This is a genomic window from Kribbella sp. NPDC048837, assembly GCF_055586945.1.
This window is the reverse complement of the sequence record NZ_JBVJHF010000011.1, coordinates 40467-57554: the sequence shown is the minus strand read 5'-3', so window position 1 is coordinate 57554 and position 17088 is coordinate 40467. Positions and strand designations below refer to the sequence as shown.

21 protein-coding genes are annotated in these 17088 nt (G+C 69.7%); 13 read left to right on the top strand and 8 right to left on the bottom strand.

Features of this window, described 5'->3' with window-relative positions; all coding sequences use genetic code 11:
• Window positions 1-54: 54 nt before the first annotated feature.
• Complete coding sequence (locus ACZ6O0_RS39315; RefSeq protein WP_465770168.1) at window positions 55-657, top strand: TetR/AcrR family transcriptional regulator; 603 nt, start codon at window positions 55-57, stop codon at window positions 655-657.
• Window positions 658-672: 15 nt separating this feature from the next.
• Window positions 673-1440: an SDR family NAD(P)-dependent oxidoreductase gene (locus tag ACZ6O0_RS39310; protein ID WP_465770167.1), complete on the top strand. Its 768-nt coding sequence runs from the start codon at window positions 673-675 to the stop codon at window positions 1438-1440.
• Window positions 1441-1491: 51 nt separating this feature from the next.
• Here the strand turns inward: ACZ6O0_RS39310 and ACZ6O0_RS39305 are convergent, their stop codons facing one another.
• From ACZ6O0_RS39305 to ACZ6O0_RS39295, 3 genes are all read right to left on the bottom strand, one after another.
• Window positions 1492-2064 (bottom strand): PIN domain-containing protein, encoded by a 573-nt coding sequence (locus tag ACZ6O0_RS39305; protein WP_465770166.1) that lies wholly within the window; start codon window positions 2062-2064, stop codon window positions 1492-1494.
• An 11-nt stretch (window positions 2065-2075) separates the two neighbouring features.
• Entirely contained in the window at window positions 2076-2606 is a 531-nt protein-coding gene (locus ACZ6O0_RS39300) for a helix-turn-helix domain-containing protein (RefSeq protein WP_465770165.1), read from the bottom strand.
• 85 nt (window positions 2607-2691) lie between these two features.
• Window positions 2692-4218: an LCP family protein gene (locus ACZ6O0_RS39295; protein WP_465770164.1), complete on the bottom strand. Its 1527-nt coding sequence runs from the start codon at window positions 4216-4218 to the stop codon at window positions 2692-2694.
• A 104-nt stretch (window positions 4219-4322) separates the two neighbouring features.
• Here ACZ6O0_RS39295 and ACZ6O0_RS39290 point away from each other — a divergent pair, with 104 nt between their 5' ends.
• Entirely contained in the window at window positions 4323-4802 is a 480-nt protein-coding gene (locus ACZ6O0_RS39290; protein ID WP_465770163.1) for a GNAT family N-acetyltransferase, read from the top strand.
• Between the two features lie 140 nt (window positions 4803-4942).
• Window positions 4943-5764 carry a DUF3152 domain-containing protein gene (locus ACZ6O0_RS39285; RefSeq protein ID WP_465770162.1) on the top strand — a complete coding sequence of 274 codons (822 nt, stop codon included), beginning with the start codon at window positions 4943-4945 and terminating at the stop codon, window positions 5762-5764.
• Here the strand turns inward: ACZ6O0_RS39285 and ACZ6O0_RS39280 are convergent.
• Window positions 5755-6120: a VOC family protein gene (locus tag ACZ6O0_RS39280; RefSeq protein WP_465770161.1), complete on the bottom strand. Its 366-nt coding sequence runs from the start codon at window positions 6118-6120 to the stop codon at window positions 5755-5757. The genes ACZ6O0_RS39285 and ACZ6O0_RS39280 overlap by 10 nt on opposite strands.
• A gap of 60 nt (window positions 6121-6180) precedes the next feature.
• Window positions 6181-6774, bottom strand: coding sequence for a MarR family transcriptional regulator (locus ACZ6O0_RS39275; RefSeq protein WP_465770160.1), 594 nt, complete (start codon window positions 6772-6774; stop codon window positions 6181-6183).
• Between the two features lie 94 nt (window positions 6775-6868).
• On the opposite strand from ACZ6O0_RS39275, the gene ACZ6O0_RS39270 reads away from it, so the two are divergent.
• A complete protein-coding gene (locus tag ACZ6O0_RS39270; RefSeq protein ID WP_465770159.1) occupies window positions 6869-7633 on the top strand; it encodes an SDR family NAD(P)-dependent oxidoreductase in 765 nt (254 codons plus the stop codon).
• 207 nt (window positions 7634-7840) lie between these two features.
• Window positions 7841-8071, top strand: a complete 231-nt coding sequence (locus tag ACZ6O0_RS39265) for a hypothetical protein (protein WP_012924486.1) — start codon at window positions 7841-7843, stop codon at window positions 8069-8071.
• Between the two features lie 224 nt (window positions 8072-8295).
• Here the strand turns inward: ACZ6O0_RS39265 and ACZ6O0_RS39260 are convergent, their stop codons facing one another.
• Together ACZ6O0_RS39260 and ACZ6O0_RS39255 are read right to left on the bottom strand one after the other, a co-directional pair.
• Window positions 8296-8661 carry a VOC family protein gene (locus ACZ6O0_RS39260; protein WP_465770158.1) on the bottom strand — a complete coding sequence of 122 codons (366 nt, stop codon included), beginning with the start codon at window positions 8659-8661 and terminating at the stop codon, window positions 8296-8298.
• Window positions 8662-8722: 61 nt separating this feature from the next.
• Complete coding sequence (locus tag ACZ6O0_RS39255; RefSeq protein ID WP_465770157.1) at window positions 8723-11386, bottom strand: BTAD domain-containing putative transcriptional regulator; 2664 nt, start codon at window positions 11384-11386, stop codon at window positions 8723-8725.
• Between the two features lie 55 nt (window positions 11387-11441).
• Between ACZ6O0_RS39255 and ACZ6O0_RS39250 the strand changes: the two genes are divergently transcribed.
• The 7 genes from ACZ6O0_RS39250 (at window position 11442) to ACZ6O0_RS39220 (ending at window position 16350) form a co-directional block, all read left to right on the top strand.
• On the top strand, window positions 11442-12083 hold the full coding sequence (locus tag ACZ6O0_RS39250) for a DUF998 domain-containing protein (RefSeq protein ID WP_465770156.1): 642 nt from the start codon (window positions 11442-11444) through the stop codon (window positions 12081-12083).
• Window positions 12080-12529, top strand: coding sequence for a YdeI/OmpD-associated family protein (locus tag ACZ6O0_RS39245; protein ID WP_465770155.1), 450 nt, complete (start codon window positions 12080-12082; stop codon window positions 12527-12529). Before ACZ6O0_RS39250 ends, ACZ6O0_RS39245 begins: the two co-directional genes overlap by 4 nt.
• Complete coding sequence (locus ACZ6O0_RS39240; protein WP_465770154.1) at window positions 12529-12885, top strand: YciI family protein; 357 nt, start codon at window positions 12529-12531, stop codon at window positions 12883-12885. The genes ACZ6O0_RS39245 and ACZ6O0_RS39240 overlap by 1 nt, the downstream gene beginning before the upstream one ends.
• A gap of 17 nt (window positions 12886-12902) precedes the next feature.
• Window positions 12903-13853, top strand: coding sequence for a GNAT family N-acetyltransferase (locus tag ACZ6O0_RS39235; protein ID WP_465770153.1), 951 nt, complete (start codon window positions 12903-12905; stop codon window positions 13851-13853).
• Window positions 13854-13905: 52 nt separating this feature from the next.
• Complete coding sequence (locus ACZ6O0_RS39230) at window positions 13906-15036, top strand: sensor histidine kinase (protein WP_465770152.1); 1131 nt, start codon at window positions 13906-13908, stop codon at window positions 15034-15036.
• On the top strand, window positions 15033-15686 hold the full coding sequence (locus ACZ6O0_RS39225) for a response regulator (RefSeq protein ID WP_465770151.1): 654 nt from the start codon (window positions 15033-15035) through the stop codon (window positions 15684-15686). Before ACZ6O0_RS39230 ends, ACZ6O0_RS39225 begins: the two co-directional genes overlap by 4 nt.
• Window positions 15687-15747: 61 nt before the next feature.
• Complete coding sequence (locus ACZ6O0_RS39220) at window positions 15748-16350, top strand: hypothetical protein (RefSeq protein WP_465770150.1); 603 nt, start codon at window positions 15748-15750, stop codon at window positions 16348-16350.
• On the opposite strand, the gene ACZ6O0_RS39215 is transcribed toward ACZ6O0_RS39220, so the two are convergent.
• On the bottom strand, window positions 16286-16999 hold the full coding sequence (locus ACZ6O0_RS39215; protein WP_465770149.1) for a M23 family metallopeptidase: 714 nt from the start codon (window positions 16997-16999) through the stop codon (window positions 16286-16288). The genes ACZ6O0_RS39220 and ACZ6O0_RS39215 overlap by 65 nt on opposite strands.
• Between the last annotated feature and the right edge of the window lie 89 nt (window positions 17000-17088).

Below are 17088 nucleotides of genomic sequence, written 5' to 3'. Positions count from 1 at the left end.
AGAAGATCACGGCTGCCTCCACTAACGCGACGAATGTTGCATTAGGATGATGCCATGACCGCCGCCGTACCCGCAAGCAGACCGGGAGGACGCACCGCCCGAGTGCGCGCCGACGTACTCGCCGCGGTCGAGACCGAGCTGGCCGAGCACGGTTACGACAAACTCACCATCGACGCGGTCGCGGCCCGGTCCGGCGTTCACCGCACCACCGTCTACCGCCGCTGGAAGACCGTCGCCGGCCTGCTCGTGGACCTGCTCCAAGCCGGAATCGACGACGCCTGGGCACCAGCCGACACCGGCGACCTCGAACGCGACCTGATCAAACTCAACCGCGAGGTCCACGCCGCCCTCACCGCGAAACCCTCGATCACCCAGGCCGTCATCGCCGCCTCTTTCCGTACGCCGGAAGCCGCCGAGGCCCTGACCGAGTTCTGGACCGACCGCTACACCCGGAGCGCAGTCGTCGTACGCCGAGCGATCGAACGCGGTGAGGTGCCGGCCAAGACTGACGCCCACCAAGTGGTGATGACCGCGACCGCCCCGCTCTACCACCAGCTCGTTCTCCTCCGGCGACCGATGCCTCGCGCAACTGCTGACCGGTACGCGAGAGCTGCCGCCGCGGTGGCGCGGGCCGGACTAGGGTCGTCTCACACGTGAGTTGAGGAGACTGTTTTGACTGGACGCCTGGTGAACGAGGTCGTGCTGGTGACCGGTGCCGCGCGGGGGATCGGGCGGGCGGTGGCGGTGAAGGCCGCGGAGGAGGGTGCGGCGGTCGCGCTGATCGACGTACTGGCGGATCAGCTGACCGCGACGACCGCGGAGATCGCCGAGACCGGGGCCAAGGTGGCGGCCGCGGTCGGCGACATCACCGACGAGGTGTCGGTCCGCCAGGCGGTGGCGAAGTTGACCGACGACCTGGGCAAGCCGTTCAGTGTGCTGGTCAACAACGCCGGCAAGAACGCGTACGCCGATGCGACGAAGATGTCCGTGGCCGAGTGGGACAGCGTGTTCGACGTCGACCTGAAGGGCGCCTGGCTGATGGCGCGCCAGGTGTTGCCGGCGATGATCGAGAACCGGCACGGCGCGATCGTCAACATCGCGTCGATCCACTCCAGCCTGACCACCGCGGGGATGTTCCCGTACGCCGCGGCCAAGTCCGGCCTGGTCGGCATGACCCGGTCGCTGGCGCTCGACGTGGCGCCGCACAACGTCCGCGTCAACGCGGTCAGCCCGGGCTACATCGGCACCGACCTGCTGGAGGAGTTCTTCAACACCATCCCGGGCGAACGCGAGAAGGCCCTCGACGTCCACCCGCTCGGCCGGATCGGCACCCCGGAGAACGTCGCCGAGGTCGTCTGCTTCCTCGCCTCCGAAGCCGCCGCCTTCGTCACCGGCGCCAACTGGGCCGTCGACGGCGGCCTAGGCGTCCGCTACGCCTAGGCAGCTCCCGCGCCACCCCATCCACCACCCGGCCGACGTCGCGCAAGTCCGTCAGAGCGCTTCTTCGAGCATCGCCGCGGCTTCATCCATGCCGTACCGCTCGCGAAGCACCAGCAGTAGATCGTCCACGGATTCCGGTGGACACCTGCGACGAGCGGACATTCTGCTCACAGCTCTGAGAGCCCGTTCTGGACTGACCGACACGGCATCGGCCGCGAAGTCCCGGGCGGCAAGCACCTGGATCCCCCGGGGCAGGCAGCGCTCGGGAAAGTCCTTCAGGTTCTCGGTGACGATCGCGCCGGCACCGCCGGCGACCGCAGCCGCGAGGACATGCTCGTCGGCAAAGTCCGGAAGACCGAAGGTGCCCTCGTGCGGCTCCCAGCGAGCGACCTCCGCGTCGTCGAAGGCCAAGCGCATCTGCTCGATCAGACGAGCAGACCGCGCCTCGGCTGTCGCCGGCGGGACGGATCTCGCGAGGAGCTTGCGGAGGTTGGTGTAGCGCAGTTCTTCGAGGATCGCGCTGCTCCAAAGGGGCCGGTACAGGTTCTCCACTGCCAGCGACAGCAAGAAGTCTCGCTGGGTGCTGGGCCAGAGAACCGATGTGTCGAGGACTGCGCTGAACACTCCGGCGGCTTTCAGCTGGTGTGGCCGCGGCGTCGGTTGGCCAGTTCCTGGCGGATCTCACGGAGCTGCTCCTGGACGGCGGCTGGGTCGTCCTCGGCGTCGAGCTCGACGCCGGTCGCGGCGATGGCGTCGTACTGGCGTTGCCGGCGGCGCTCGCGGTAGTCGAGCAGCTCCCGCAACAGGACCTTCCGGCGGGTGCCGATCCGCTCTGCCGGAAGCTCACCTTGGTCGATCAGCCTGACCACGGTCGGCCGGCTGACGCCGAGCAGATCTGCCGCCTGCTGGGTCGTCAGCTTCGAGCTCTGTGGTGCGACAGTGACCGCGTGGCCGGCCTTCAGCGCCTCGACCACCTGCAGGAGAACCATGTGCAGCGCCTCCGGAACCTCGACCTGATCGCCTTCCTGCGCTCCGGCGAGGAAGTACCGCGACTCCGGCGACGAACCCCGTCGGGTTTGGTGTGCCTCGAGAAAGCTGGCGACGGTGGCCAGTTGCTCGGGCTGGTCGGGCAGGTAGGTCTGCTGCTCCAGCACCTCGGCAGTCATCGCACCTCCTGCGAACGAAAAGAAACCACGTTCGAAACGTTCGAATAGTAGCTCGACGGAAGCCTGGCACGCAACCGGTGGAGGGTCAGCTTGGGGGGCCGGGTTTGTAGGCGCAGGCTGAGGTTAGGTCGCCTGGGTTGGGGGAGGGGGTGGTGGTTGGTTTGGTGGTGGTGCGGTGGGTGGGGGTCGTGGGGGTGGTGCGGCGGGGTTTGGGGGTGGTGGATGGGTTGAGGGCCTGCTGGATGAGGGTGCGCATGGCGGCGTAGTCGGGGTTGCGGCCGTTGGGGTAGTTCTTCTTCTTGTCGAGGTCGATGTTGGTGATCTTGGCGGTCTTGACCCGCTGGCCGAGGGTGACGAAGTCGCCGAGCAGGTTCTGCGGGATGTCGGTCCTGATCAGCTGCTCGCCGGCCTTGGCGATGGCCTGGTAGTTCGCGAGGACGTTCTGCGGGGTGGCGCGCTCGACGATCGCCTTGACCGTGCAGCGCTGGCGGGCCTGCCGGGCGAGGTCGGCGGTCGGCACGTTGTAGCGGCCGCGGGCGAACCACAGGGCGTCGCTGCCGTTCAGTTCCTGGTCCGGGCCGGGCTGCAGGTAGCGGCTCGGCGGGATCTTCTTGTCGTCGTTGCCGCCGACCGGGACGGGGTAGTTGATGTTCACCTTGATCCCGCCGAGCGCCTCCACCAGTTGCGCGAACCCGGCCAGGTTGACCTGCACGTAGTAGTGCAGCTTCAGCCCGAGTGCCTCGCCCACCGACAGCTTCAGGATGTCGGCGCCCTCGTTGTCCGACGGCCCGAGGATGCCGTGGTGTTGCGCCGGGATCATCCGGTACATCGCGTCCAGGTAGTAGTTCGGCTGCTCGGGCGGACCGTTCGGATCCCAGAATCCGGTCGGATAGATCTTGTGCAGCGGCGAGTCGGCCGGGAACGGCATCCGCATCCAGTTCCGGGTCAGCGAGATCAGTGCGGTGTCGCCGGTCTTGGTGTCGATACTCGCGACCATCACCGAGTCGGTGCGGGTGCCTTCGCGGTCCTCGCCGTCGTCCGCGCCGAGCAGCAGGATGTTCACCCGCGGCAACTGCTGCCAGACGTCCTTCGCCGGGTTGATCGTGGGCCGCGTCTGACTCTTCGCCTTGTCCCCGGAGAACACCTTCTGGACCAGGCTCCGCTGCGCCATCAGCGTCTGGGCACCGGTCGCCGTACTGGCCGCCATCGCGAAGCACACCACCCCGACCACCAGCGACCCGAACATCCGCGCGCCCGGCCCCGCCGTGAGCGGCCGCAGCATCTTGTACGACGTGACGAGCACGACGACCCACGCGACCGCGACCACGCCGAGTCCGGCGACCATCCAGAGCAGCAGGGTGGGATCGAGGGCCCACGTGATCACGTCGTCCCGCCGTCGCAGACCGACGTACGCCGCTCCGCCGTACAGCGCGACGCTGATCGTCGTCACCACGGCCCCGAGCCAGATCCGCCGGGCGACCAGGTACGCCGTACCCGGCAGGAGCGCCCCGAGCACCGCGAGCGCGACCGCGCCGACGGACGTCCGCTTCCTGGGCCCGGCCCGGCGGGATCGACTCGGCGCGGCACGACGGGCCCTGCTGCTCCGGGACATGCGCTCCCTCAACCTGCCGACGACAGAAGAAGTGGACGCGTCCCCGGTGCGCGTCCACTTCCTTCGATTCACTGACGCGGCAAAAAGTTGGCATGATTTCGGTTGTGACCGACATTCAGGTACGCCGGGCCAAGCCGGACGACGCGGAGGCGCTGGTCGAGCTCCGTGGTCTGATGCTCGCCGCGATGGGCACCGACATCGGCGGACCGGACGCGCCGTGGCGGGAGATCGCGCGGCAGTGGTTCGCCGAACAGCTCGCGTCCCCGGATTCCTTCGCGGCGTACGTCGTCGACGACCCGACGGCCGGCGTGGTCGCGGGCGCGGCCGGCAACGTGCACGTCCACCCGCCGGGCCCGAACGACCTGACCACGCTCCGCGGCCACGTGTACAACGTCAGCACCGACCCCGGCTTCCGGCGCCGCGGACTGGCCCGCGCGTGTGTGGTCGCGCTGATGGACTGGTTCCGCGACGAGACCGTCGTCGGCGTGGTCGAGCTACATGCGACCGACTACGGCATCGACCTCTACCGAGCACTCGGCTTCACCGAGTCGCGCTACCCGACGCTGCGCTACCGCCGGAGCTGACCACCACTGCCGGTTGCCTCGATCAGTCCTCACCTGCTCGTCGTTGTGCCCGGTCCGTGAAGGGAGAAGGGTTTGTGGGCACTGGGGCAAGTAGTCAGTGAGGACGCGCCCGCCCGGGCGCGGTGTGAGGAGCTCGCCAGATGCGTCGCTGGACTGTTGTCAGGACCATCGGGTCGGCGATCGCGGTCGTGATCGTGATCGGGGCGCTGACCCAGTTGCCGGCCAGCCCGTTCGCCCGCCACGGCTACCCGGATCGCCGCGCCGCGGAGACCGGCACCGTCGGGACGACGACGGGTGCTCCCCAGCAGTCACCCGTGAGCCCGGTCGAACGGTCGTCCTCCGCGCCGCCGGTCAAGCCGCAACCGGTGATCACCTACCCGATCGCGGGGACCCGCTCGTACGCCGTTCTGCCCGGCAACCCGGCCGTGATCGGGCGGGCCGGGCGGCTGATGACGTACCAGATCGCGATCGAGGGCGGGATCACCGGGATCGACCGGACCGGGTTCGCCCGGTTCGTGCGGGCGACGTACGGCGCGCCGCAGGGATGGGCGTCGCACGGGCTGTGGCGCTTCCGGCAGGTCGGGCCGGGACAGGATCCCGACTTCACGCTGATGCTGGTCACGCCGGAGACGCGGGACACGATCTGCGGTGCCGCGCCCGATCGCTACACGAGTTGCCGGATCGGCGATCGGGTCGTGCTCAACGTGGCCCGGTGGGCGCACGGCGTACCGAAGTACGGCGCGCCGCTGACGACGTACCGGCAGTACATGATCAACCACGAGACCGGGCACCGGCTCGGCCGCGGGCACGAGCTGTGCCCGGGACCGGGGCGGCCGGCGCCGGTCATGCAGCAACAGACGCTCGGTCTGCACGGCTGCACGCCGTACGCCTGGCCGTACCTCGACGGCGCCCGGTATACCGGCCGCTTGGGGCAGTACGACGACCCGGTGCCTCAGTCCTGAATGATCGAGAGGACGTTGCCGGCCGGGTCCTTGAACCAGGCGATCAACGGACCCTCGCCGCGGAGGATGCCGAGCTCGTCGTGCTGGTCGTTGTACCGCTCGAAGGTGACGCCGCGTTCGGTCAGCTCCCGCGCCGTCGCCTCGATGTCCGCGACCGGGAAGTTGAGCACGGTGTACTCCGCCGGCACATGGTTCGTCTTCGGGTAGACCAGCACCGGGTTGCCGCCGGCGATGTTCAGCCGGAGCATCCCGTTCGCCTCGCCGACGTCGATCCCGAGTGTCTCGCCGTAGAACGCCTTCGCCACCGGGATGTCGTCCACCGAGAACCCACTGAACGCCTTCGTGTCCTTGAACATCTGATGTCCTCCTCGCTCGCTGACATCAGCTACGTCGACACCGCCGACGCGTTCTCGACACTAGTTGTGCAGCGCCACCTGGGGAATCGCCCGGGTGACGGTGGCGGACTCGAGGCCGTCGGCGACGGTGTTGAGGAGGCGGACCAGGTGGGCGGCGTCGGTCGGGCCGAGGATGCCGGTGACGACGTCCAGGACCCGGACGGTCAGCCCGTCGAGCTGGGACAGCCGGGCCTGACCCATGCCGGTCACCGTGAGCCGCGGCGTCGTCCGGACCATGCCGAGGGCTTCCAGGTCGGCGATCGCGAGCTCGGCCTCGCCCGACGTGATGCCGACCTGCTCGGCCACCTCGTCCGGGGTGGTGCGGCCGTTGGAGATCGCGTTCAGCACCAGCGCGGCCGGCATCTTCATCCCCACCGCGTCCTGCAGGCTGAGGATCAAGGGGTGCGCGTGGCCGCGGACGCGTTCGACCGCGTCCAGCAACCGGAGCGCGTCACCGACGTTGCCGATCAGTTGCTCGGTCTGCACGGCCTCGAGTCCGGTTGGACCCGGCCGGTCGGTTGATGGGACGACCTCGCCGATCACCCGCTCGGGGACCGCAAGGGTCTTCGCCTCGACCATGGACCGAGGCTTGATTCCAGCGTCTTCGATGGTCACGCCTCCAGCGTACGGAGTGGTTCTGGCAGCTCGGCGTGTCGTTCCTGAGGAAACCCTGTGAATCTGAGAATCCCGATGATCTACCCTCTCGGGCATGCGGCTGACCGGGAAACGAGCGCTGGTGATCGGTGGCGGTGGCGGCGGGATCGGCCGGGCGGTGACTGAGGCCTTCGGCAACGAAGGGGCCGCGGTGATGGTCGCGGACCTCGACCCGGGACGGGCCGGGGAGGCCGCGGAAGCCGTGCGGCAGCAGGGCGGTACGGCGTACGCCGTGCCGGGCGATGTCCGCTCGCCGGCCGACCTCGAGGCGATGGTGTCCGGCGCGGTGGAGAAGCTGGGCGGCCTCGATGTGCTGGTCACGGTGGTCGGCGGGCAGGTCGCGTTCGTCCCCGCGGTGAAGCTGCACGAGATGGCCGACGAGGACTGGGACACGATCTACGAGGTCAACCTCCGCTACGTCGCGCGGGCGGTGCGCGCGGTGCTGCGTGTCTTCCTGGCGCAGGGTGGCGGCGGCACGATCGTCAGCGTCGGCTCCGTCACCGGCTTCATGGGTGCCCCGAACCAGGCGGCGTACGGCGTGATGAAGGCCGGCCTGCTCAGCCTGGCCCGGACCGTCGCCGCCGAGTACTCGCGTGACGGCATCCGGATGAACGTCGCCGCCGGCGGCGCGATCGCGACCGCAGTGGCCAACGCCGCCGTCGAGGCCGACGTCGTCGAGGAGATCCCGGCCGGCCGCTTCGGCCGCTCCGAGGAGATCGCCGACGCCGTCGTCTACCTGGCCTCGGACGCCTCCTCCTACATGACCGGCCACCAGTTGGTTCTCGACGGCGGAGTCTCGACCCGCGGTCCGTTCGACTGAATCACGACAGTCGAAAGAGTGCTCGAACACATCGGTCCTGCCCGGTTCCGGAAAAGTTTGCCCGGTGGCGGACAAATCAGAATCGGGGCGTGACTTAGCGTCTCGGTCCTCCGTTGGATGTGACGTGACGGTGAACACACGGCGCACCGACACCGCGCTCGCTCCGCGTCCCAGGCCGACCACTTCGAAAGACAGCCAGGAGGACCAGTGACAACCGCCACCGCCACCCAGACGTCCGAGCGCCGACGCGTCCGAGTCTGGTTCGGTGAGCACGTGATCGCCGACTACAACGCCGAGCCGGCGTTGGCCGAGCGGTATGCACACGCCATGAGCCGTCGGTTCGCCGGACTTCGGGTCACCAACGACCCGATGCCCGCCGTCGACCGGCTCCCCGACCCCCTGCCCGGCGAGCGCATGTGGGACGTAGCACCCCGCTGAGAATAGACCCCGGTGCCTTTCGCGTTCCGTTCCTCACCAGACAACCCACCCGGACGCGGCAAAGGGTCGAGAACCTCACCTCGATCACCCAAAGGGACCGGTGCGGCGGCAAGCGGGCGTGGGCGTTCTGCCCCTCGCTTGCCGCCCTTTCTCCCCTGCACGAATGCGCCTGACAACAGACAAACGTCCGCACCGGGTCCCCAAGTCCGGTGCGGACGTTCCTTTTACAGGTTCGCGTAGTACTCCGGCTTCATCTGGATGAGCTGGACGTAGTTGCCGTCCGGGTCGATCAGCGTCGCGAACCAGCCGACACCGCGGTCCTCCGGGTGCACCAGCCACTCGACGTCCAGCGTGCGCAGGTGGGCCGCGGTCGCCTCGATGTCCTCGACGGCGAAGTTCACGATGAATCGGCCGGGCTCCACGGTCTTGGTGGTGACGTCGTCGCGCTGCTCGATGACCAGGCCGAACCCGCCGAGGTTCAGGTTGCCGTACCCGTCGACCTCGGCGTGGAAGCCGTCGCGGTACCACGTCTTCAACCGCTCCGGGTCGGTACTGCCGAGCAACATGCTGTTCAGAACGGGCTGACCCACGATCTCTCCTCTGTCCGTCGAGCTGCCGATCAGCTCACACATCCGGTACGTCGGAGCCCGCTCAGCTCTCTCGACATCCGGCGACGAACTCCTCCACGATCGGTCCGAGCACCTCCGGCTCGACGTCGTGCGGCTGCCCGTCCATCGTCAGCCGCCGCCCGCGCGGCAGCAGGTCCGCCACCACCTGCGCGGTGTTGCGCCGCCACACCCGGCTCTCCCCTCCGTCGATCACCAGCGTCGGCACGGTGATCGCGGTCGCCCAGTGATCCGGAAGGCTGAAGTCACCCATCAGGAGTACGTCGTACGCGAGGGTCGGCGCCAGTGCCTCCAGGTCCTTCCACAGCGGAGCCGTCCGGAGCGGGGCGACCACCTCGGCCGGCATCTCCACCGCCGTGACCAGGAACAGCTCGGTCGCGTCGCCGTACCTGTCCTGCCCGACGAGCTCCTGCAACCGGCCTGCGAGGTCGACCGGCACGGTTCGGGTGTCGTCGATGATGAACGGCGGTTCGATCAGCAGCAACCCACGGATCGGAACACCCCGCGCGGCCGCCTCCGCCGCGAACACGGCCCCCGTCGAGACCCCCAGCGCGTACGCCGACCCGCCCACCAGGTCGACCACCGCCGCGAGATCCTCCAGCTCACGCTCGACCGCCCACGGCTGCACGTCACCACTGTCACCACGTCCACGCCGGTCGTACGTCGCCACCGTGGACCCACCGGCGAGCCGCTTCGCCAGCGGGACGAACGTACGCCGGTCGTTCAGCGCCCCACCGACGAGCACGATCGCCGGCCCGCTGTCGCCGTACACCTCGACGACGATCGGCGTACCGTCGGCCGACAGCACGGTCTCGACCCGCGGCCTCATTGCCGTGGGCAACGACCGCTGCGGGGTCGCCGGGCCGTACAGGCCGCCCAGGTAGGCGAACAGCTCGCTGTGCCCGTAGAGCCGCGGCTCGGTGTGCTGCGCCAGGCCCTCGAAGTAGCGCTCGTACCGCTGCCGCGTGACCTCGACCTCGCCCGCCTCCTCCAACCGCTGCAGGCAGAACGCGCGGACCGTCTCGAGCAGGCGATACCGCGACCCCGATGTCCCGTCGACACGGACCACGAGGGAACGATCGACCAGTCGGCTCAGCACTTCCGCGACGTCGGCCACCGGTACGTCGTCACCCGCGCAGACGGCCTCGGCCGCGGCCAGCGTGCAGCCGCCGGGATGCGGCGCGAGCTGGCGCAGCACCGCCTGCTCGCGGTTGCCGAGGAGATCCCAGCTCCACTCCACCATCGCCGACAAGGTCTGCTGGCGCTCCGGCAGACCACGCTGCCGGTACCGATCGTCGAACCGGTCGGCCAGGTCGCGGACATCCATCGCACCCACCCGGCTCGCGGCCAGCTCCAACGCCAGCGGCAGCCCGTCCAGCCGTTCGCACAGCGCCACGACCGCGGAGGTGTTGTCGCCGGTGAGCCGGAAGCGTGGATCGGCGGCCAACGCGCGGACGACGAAGAGCTGCACCGCCGTGCTGTCGGCCGGGTCGCTTCCCGCGACCGGGAGATCCAGCGGCGGCACCGGCCACCGCTGCTCACCCGCGACACCGAGCGGCTCGCGGCTGGTCGCAAGGATCCGCACCCCGGCCGACCGACGCAGGAGATCCGCCGCCACGTGCGCGGCAGCCTCGATCACGTGCTCGCAGTTGTCGAGCACGACCAGCACGGCGTCACCGCCCTCGACCGTGGCGTCGACCAGATCAGACACGGCGCCGGCGTCAGCTCCCGGATCAAGGGCGACCAGGTCAACCAGCCAAACCCCATCCCCGCTGCCACGCCGAGCCGCCGCCAGCGCGAGGCTCGTCTTCCCAACCCCGCCCGGTCCGGTCAGCGTCACCAACCGCGCCGTCTCGAGCTGCGCCATCACCTCGTCCAGCGCGCTGTCCCGGCCGATCAGCTCGGTCAGCGCGGCCGGCAGATTGGTCCTGCGTTGCACCGATGCCGGTGGTTCCGACGTCAGGATCGTCTGATGCAGCGCGACCAGGTCGGGAGCCGGATCCAGCCCGAGTTCGTCCCGCAGCCGATTGCGTAGGTCGGCGTAGCTCTCCAACGCCTCCGCCTGCCGCCCGGCCTGATGCAACGCCTTCATCTGTACGGCGCGCAGCCGCTGGCGCAACGGGTTGCGGGCGACGAGCTCGGTCAGTTCGGCGACCAGTTCCTCGTGCTCACCGAGGACGAACCGGGCTTCGGCGTACGCCTCCTGCACGGCCAGCCGTTCCTCGTCGAGCCGGTCGATCGCCGCCCGGGCGAACGCGTCCGCCGCGACATCGGCGAACGCCGGCCCGCGCCAAACAGTCAGTGCGTCAGCCAGGGTCGCGGCACGCATCCGGGCGCTCCCGGTCTGCCGGGCCCGGGCGGCAAGTGCACGGAAGCGCCCCGAGTCGACCGCCTCGGGCGCGACCGAGATCAGATACCCGGCCGGGCTCGTCCGGACCAGCTCGCGCGCACCCGGCTCGGCATCGTCGAGCGCGCGGCGCAGCTGGGACACGCGAGTCTGCAAGGTCGCCGTCGGGTTGACCGGCAGCTCGTCACCCCACAAGTCGTCGATCAGCGTGGCCGCGGAGACCGGCCGCCCGGCGTGCAGCAGCAGATCGGCCAGCAACCCCCGCACCTTCCGATCCGGAAGCCTGACCGCCTGGCCGTCATCGGTCCACGCAGTGACTGGCCCGAGCACGCCGAAACGCATGCGGGCAGCTTAGGTCCAAAGAGTTTCTGAAGCGGATGGTTGGAGCCTTGCCGGCATGACAACCACTACGCAGCAATCGGCACCGTCACTCCTGCTCGCGGGCGCGCTCGCCGGCCCGCTGTACGTCGGCATCGGGACCGTCGAGGCGATCGTCCGCGACGGGTACGACATCCGCCGGCACTCGCTCAGCCTGCTGGCGAACGGCACCGGCGGCTGGATCCACTCCACGATGATGGTCGTCACCGGCCTGCTCACCGTGGTCGGAGCGGTCGCCCTCCGCCGCGCCGGACTCCGGTCGCGCTGGGCGGTCGGCGGCATCGCCGCATACGGCGCCGGCGTGGCAGCCGCCGGACTGCTGCGCGCCGACCCGGCCGACGGCTTCCCGATCGGTACGCCGCCCGGAATCCCGGAGACCGTGTCCTGGCACAGCTTCGGGCACGTCATCGCCGGGTTCATCGGCTTCATCGGACTGATCATCGCCTGCTTCGTCCTCGCCCGCAGGTTCGGCCGCGACAACGACCGCGGCTGGTCCCGCTTCTCGCTGATCACGGGCATCGTCTACCTCCTCAGCCTGGTCGGTCTGGGTGCCGGTGCCGGCACGACGGCCGGAAACCTGGGCTTCACGGTCGCCGTCATCCTGGGCTGGGCCTGGTTGACTCTGTTGATGATCCGCACCCGCACGGAGGAGATCCGATGAAGTTCACCGCCGAGCTCGAGTCCAGCGGCAAGAACACGGCCGGCTTCGTGGTCCCGGCCGACGTCGTCGAGGCCCTCGGCGGCGGCGCGCACCCGAAGGTCAGCGTCACCGTCAACGGCTACACGTTCCGCACCTCGATCGCGCGGATGGGTGGCCGCTTCATGCTCGGCTTCAGCGCGGAACGCCGTACCGAGGCCGGTGTCAGCCCGGGCGAGGTGCTCGATGTCGAGGTGGAGCTCGACACGGCTCCCCGTGAGCTCGACGTACCCGGGGAACTGGCCGCGGCCTTGGCCGCCGATGCGAAGGCCAAGGAGTTCTGGGAGACGTTGAGCTACAGCAAGCAGCAGTGGCACGTCCTGCAGGTGACCTCGGCGAAGACCGACGCGACCCGGGACCGGCGGATCGAGAAGTCGATCGGGATGCTGCGCGAGGGCAGGGCGCGCTGATGCGGTTCATCGCCGTACTGCGGACCGCGGAGGCGCACGGGTTCCCGCCACCGGAGCTGGCGGAGGGGATCGCCGCCCTCGGCGCGGAGGCCGCGCGCCGCGGGGTCCTGATCGACACGGCCGGGTTGTTGCCGGCTGCAACGGCTGTCCGGGTCGGCGTCTCCGCCGGCGAACTGACGATCAGCGACGGCCCGTTCGACGACCCCGCGCCGCTCGGGGCCTACGCGGTGTACGACGTCGCCACCCGCGATGAAGTCGTCGACTGGACCAAGCGATTCATGGAGCTCCACCGCCGCACCTGGCCCGGCTGGGAAGGCGAATCCGAGATCCGTCAGGTCTTCGGCCCGGAGGCCTGAGACTCTACGGTTGCAGGATGGGGTGGCCGAAGGGCGTGACGACGGAACCACTCCGGCCTGAGCACGGGCCCGCGGCGATCGAGGTGGCGAATTCGATCGCCACCGCCGACGACAGCGGCGCCTATCTCGTCCTCGACGACTTCGTCGAGTCCCTCAAAGGAGCGGACTCCTTGGGAGTGTGGCTGGACGGCCGGCTCGCGGGGTACGGCCTCGTCTTCCCGCCGGACATCGTGGACGGCCGGCCGATCGTCACGGTCAAAGGCGGAATCGACCCGGCCTTCCGGCGCCGCGGACTCGGTGGTCCGCTCCTCGATTGGCAGTTGCAGTCAGCGGGGGAGCGCGCGGAGGTGGTCGACGTCGGGGTCGAGGCAGAGAACGCCGGTGGCCTCGCCCTGGTGGGGTCCCGCGGGTTCCGGCCGGTCCGCTACTACCGCGTGATGCAGCGCTGGTACGGCGATCGACCGGTGCAGGTGCCGTCACCACCTGACGGCTTCGCGATGATCGCCTTCGAGCCGCCGCACGACGAGCGGTTGCGGCTCGCGTACAACGAGATCTTCGCCGGCCAGTGGGGAGTCCTGCCCCATGACGAGGACCACTGGCGGACCTGGTTCACCGGTCATCGCGCCTTCCGGCCGGAGCTGTCGAGGCTCGTGGTCGACGGTGATCGGATCGCGGCGTTCGCGATGGCCTACGAATTCACGGTCGACACCGAGCACACCGGCGTACGGGAGCTGTGGATCGGGCAGGTCGGCGCCCGCGCGGAGTACCGGGGCCGCGGGCTGGCCCGGGCAGCGATGAGCGGCGTACTGCGGGCTGGTCAGACGGCCGGGTTCGTGCGGTCCTCGCTGGGCGTCGACGCCGACAATCCCACCGGTGCCTCCGGGCTGTACGAATCGCTCGGCTTCGTCGTCGTGTCGAGCCAGATCCAGCACCGGCTCTCACTCGTACGGCGGAGTGCCGACGGCTGATGTCCGTCGCGAGAGCGAGGTCCGTCGCCCGTCGGTGAGTCAGACTGAGGCTGTGGGTGGACTCGAGCGGCTCGGCATCCCCGGCCCACGGACCGTGGACCGGGTGATCGACGTCGCCGTCGTGATCGCGGTCGCGATCGCGTCCTCGGTGCCGTTCATCGATCGCGCGCCTGGCGAGATCACCGCGCTCGGCGTGGTGCTCAACCTCGGGACCGTGATCCCGCTGCTGTGGCGGCGCCGGTGGCCGTTGGGCGTGATGGTGGTCGTCGGCACGGCCGCGACGCTGGTCTCGCTCTACCACCGGCCGGGTCAGTACCTGCAGTACGGCGGTCTGGTCGCGATCTACACGCTCGCGAGTCTCGGCCGGAAGCGGTGGCACCGGATCGGGCTGCTCGTCCTCATCCTGGTCACGTTCCCGCCGGCGTCCTTGCTGCTGAAGCACAACGACCTGGCCGAGTTCATGTTCACCTTCCTGCTCCCGGTCGCCGCCTTCCTCGCCGGGTCACTCGAACGCAGTCACCGTGAGCGCGCGTCGGCGCTGCGTGAACGGGCGGATCAGCTCGAACGCGAACGCTCCGCCGAGGCCGCCCGCGCCGCGGCCGAGGAACGCGCCCGGGTGGCTCGCGACATGCACGACATCCTCGCCCACGCGGTCAGCCTGATGGTCGTCCAGGCCGAGGCCGGCCCGGTGGTCGTCCGCACCGATCCGGACCGGGCCGAACGGGCCTTCGACGCGATCGCCGACGCGGGCCGGGACGCGATGGTGCAGCTCAGGCGGCTGCTCGGCGTACTCAAGGCGGGTGAGGATCGCGCCCCGCAACCCACGCTCGCGTCGCTGCCCGAGCTGGTGCGGGACGTGACCTTCGAGGAGACCGGCGTACGTCGTTCCATGCCGCCGGATACCGAGGTCGCGGTCTATCGGATCGTCCAGGAGGCGCTGACGAACACCGTGAAACACGCCGGCGCGACGCGGGTCGCCGTACGGCTGAAGTGGTCGGCGGACGAGGTGGAGGTGTCGATCACCGACGACGGTGTCGGAGGTGCGGTGTCGCCGGGTGGGCACGGACTGGTCGGGATCCGGGAGCGGGCCGCGGCCTGCGGAGGTACGGCGGACGCCGGGCCGCTGGCCGGTGGTGGCTTCGAGGTCCGGGCCAGATTGCCTTGTCTGGAAGGGGTTTCATGATCCGGGTGGTGCTGGCGGACGACCAGGAGCTGGTCCGCAGCGGGTTTGCGATGATCCTCGACGCGCAACCCGACATCGAGGTCGTCGGCGAGGCCGCCGACGGCGCCGAGGCGGTCTCGCTGGTTCGCTCCCTGGCACCGGACGTCGCCCTGCTCGACGTCCGGATGCCCCGCGTCGACGGCCTGGCCGCGGCTCGCACGATCTGCGCGAGCACGCCGACGAAGGTGGTCATGCTCACCACGTTCGACTCCGACGACTACGTGTACGACGCGCTGTACGCCGGGGCGAGCGGGTTCCTGCTGAAGGACGTCCGGCGGGACGACCTGGTCCACGCCGTCCGCGTCGTCGTAGCCGGGGAGTCGTTGCTCGCGCCCAGTGTCACGCGGCGCCTGATCGCCGACCTCACCCGCAACCGGCCGCGCACCACGCCGGCCGCGGCCCTCGACAGTCTGACCGGCCGCGAGCGCGAGACCCTCGAGCTGCTCGCCCGCGGGCTGTCGAACGCGGAGATCGCCGCCGCGCTCACGGTCAGCGAACACACGGTCAAGACCCACGTCAGCAACACGCTGGCCAAGCTCGACCTGCGCGATCGCGTCCAGGCCGTGATCGCGGCGTACGAGACCGGCCTGGTCACTCCCACGAACCAGTAGGTGCCGCAACCTCCCTCTCGTCGGCGATGTGCCGGTGCGCGCCAGTGCCGAGGCTGGAGGCATGAAGAAACTCGGCATCACCGCCGGCGGCCTTTTCGTTGCCTACGGCATCATCCGCCTGATCGACGGCGCGAACGGCGACCGCGGCCCGGGCCTGGCCTGGACCAGCGGTCACCTCCTGTTCCTGGTCGGCTTGCTGCTGTTCGGCGCCGTCCTGATCCTCGCCCGGCGCACTCTCACCCGTCGCCGCCCACTCGCCACCGCGGCCGTGATCGTCGGCCTGATCGGCATCGCGGCCTTCGTCCGCGTCATCCTGACCGACCTGATCGTCGGCTTCCGCGCCGTGGACCACGCCGACATGTCGCGCGTCCGGCCGCAGTACGACGGCTGGCCGGGTGACCTGGCCATCTACCAGCCGCTCCAGACGCTGGGGCCGATCCTGTTCCTGGCCGGCCTGCTGACCCTCGCCGTACTCCTGACCCTCGAACACCACCTGTCGATCTGGTCGCCGGTCCTCCTCCTGGCCGGCTTCATCGTGATCAGCGCGAACCTGGATCTGATGCCGCTGGGTGGGGCGATGCTCGCTGCCGCGTTCGCGATCAGCAGTACGAGCGGCACCCGCGATCGACGCCGTACGAGCGCCGTGTCCTGGCGGTCAACGTGACCGGTGAGAGCTGACCACCGTCGTGCCAGCTGGTGAGGAACGCCTGCGGCGGCACGACCCCACGCCGGATCCACCATTTGCCCGCGGCCGTCGGCCAACTGATCGCGAAGTGCAGATGCGGCGGCGTCCCGCGGGCGCTCCCGGTCTTCCCCGTGAGCCCGAGCGTCTGCCCAGCGCGTACAACCACCCCGGGCCGGATCCCCGCCGCAATCACTGACAGGTGCGACCCGTAGTACCGCACTCCGTCAACCCCCACCACCGACACGGACAACCCACCCCGATCGGCTCCCACGTTCGACTTCGGGCTCCACCTGTCCACCCGCGTCACCTCGTCGACCCGCCCATCCACCGGCGCCACGAATCGGCACCCCGCCTTCGCGAAGATGTCCGAAGCCGGATAGTCATGATGCTGCTGCGAAGCATCCGCCCGGCACCCGGCAACCGGGAACACATAGCGCGCGGGCGGTTTCGGCGTCGCGGTCGGCCGCGGCGTCGGCGAGGCGCTGGGTGTCGGTGATGGGGTCGGGGTCGGGGTCGGGGTCGCGACTTGACTGCTCTGAACGCCCGTCTGGTCACTGTCGGCCGTCGAGCAACCGGTGACCGCGACGACCGCCACGCCCACCAGCCAGACCACCCGGGCCGCAAGCATCGCCACAGCCTACGCCGAACGCCTTGTGCGAACGAGTCGCATAAGCGTGGAACGGTTCATCGGGACAACATCTGGTGGTCACCGGGAAA

What these genes read in the sequence shown, in the direction of transcription:
- ACZ6O0_RS39315 (WP_465770168.1), top strand. Translation starts at nt 55, where the DNA reads ATGACCGCCGCCGTACCCGCAAGCAGACCGGGAGGACGCACCGCCCGA.
- ACZ6O0_RS39300 (WP_465770165.1), bottom strand. Translation starts at nt 2,606, where the DNA reads ATGACTGCCGAGGTGCTGGAGCAGCAGACCTACCTGCCCGACCAGCCC.
- ACZ6O0_RS39295 (WP_465770164.1), bottom strand. Translation starts at nt 4,218, where the DNA reads ATGTCCCGGAGCAGCAGGGCCCGTCGTGCCGCGCCGAGTCGATCCCGC.
- ACZ6O0_RS39285 (WP_465770162.1), top strand. Translation starts at nt 4,943, where the DNA reads ATGCGTCGCTGGACTGTTGTCAGGACCATCGGGTCGGCGATCGCGGTC.
- ACZ6O0_RS39280 (WP_465770161.1), bottom strand. Translation starts at nt 6,120, where the DNA reads ATGTTCAAGGACACGAAGGCGTTCAGTGGGTTCTCGGTGGACGACATC.
- ACZ6O0_RS39270 (WP_465770159.1), top strand. Translation starts at nt 6,869, where the DNA reads ATGCGGCTGACCGGGAAACGAGCGCTGGTGATCGGTGGCGGTGGCGGC.
- ACZ6O0_RS39255 (WP_465770157.1), bottom strand. Translation starts at nt 11,386, where the DNA reads ATGCGTTTCGGCGTGCTCGGGCCAGTCACTGCGTGGACCGATGACGGC.
- ACZ6O0_RS39250 (WP_465770156.1), top strand. Translation starts at nt 11,442, where the DNA reads ATGACAACCACTACGCAGCAATCGGCACCGTCACTCCTGCTCGCGGGC.
- ACZ6O0_RS39245 (WP_465770155.1), top strand. Translation starts at nt 12,080, where the DNA reads ATGAAGTTCACCGCCGAGCTCGAGTCCAGCGGCAAGAACACGGCCGGC.
- ACZ6O0_RS39240 (WP_465770154.1), top strand. Translation starts at nt 12,529, where the DNA reads ATGCGGTTCATCGCCGTACTGCGGACCGCGGAGGCGCACGGGTTCCCG.
- ACZ6O0_RS39235 (WP_465770153.1), top strand. Translation starts at nt 12,903, where the DNA reads ATGGGGTGGCCGAAGGGCGTGACGACGGAACCACTCCGGCCTGAGCAC.
- ACZ6O0_RS39225 (WP_465770151.1), top strand. Translation starts at nt 15,033, where the DNA reads ATGATCCGGGTGGTGCTGGCGGACGACCAGGAGCTGGTCCGCAGCGGG.
- ACZ6O0_RS39220 (WP_465770150.1), top strand. Translation starts at nt 15,748, where the DNA reads ATGAAGAAACTCGGCATCACCGCCGGCGGCCTTTTCGTTGCCTACGGC.
- ACZ6O0_RS39215 (WP_465770149.1), bottom strand. Translation starts at nt 16,999, where the DNA reads ATGCTTGCGGCCCGGGTGGTCTGGCTGGTGGGCGTGGCGGTCGTCGCG.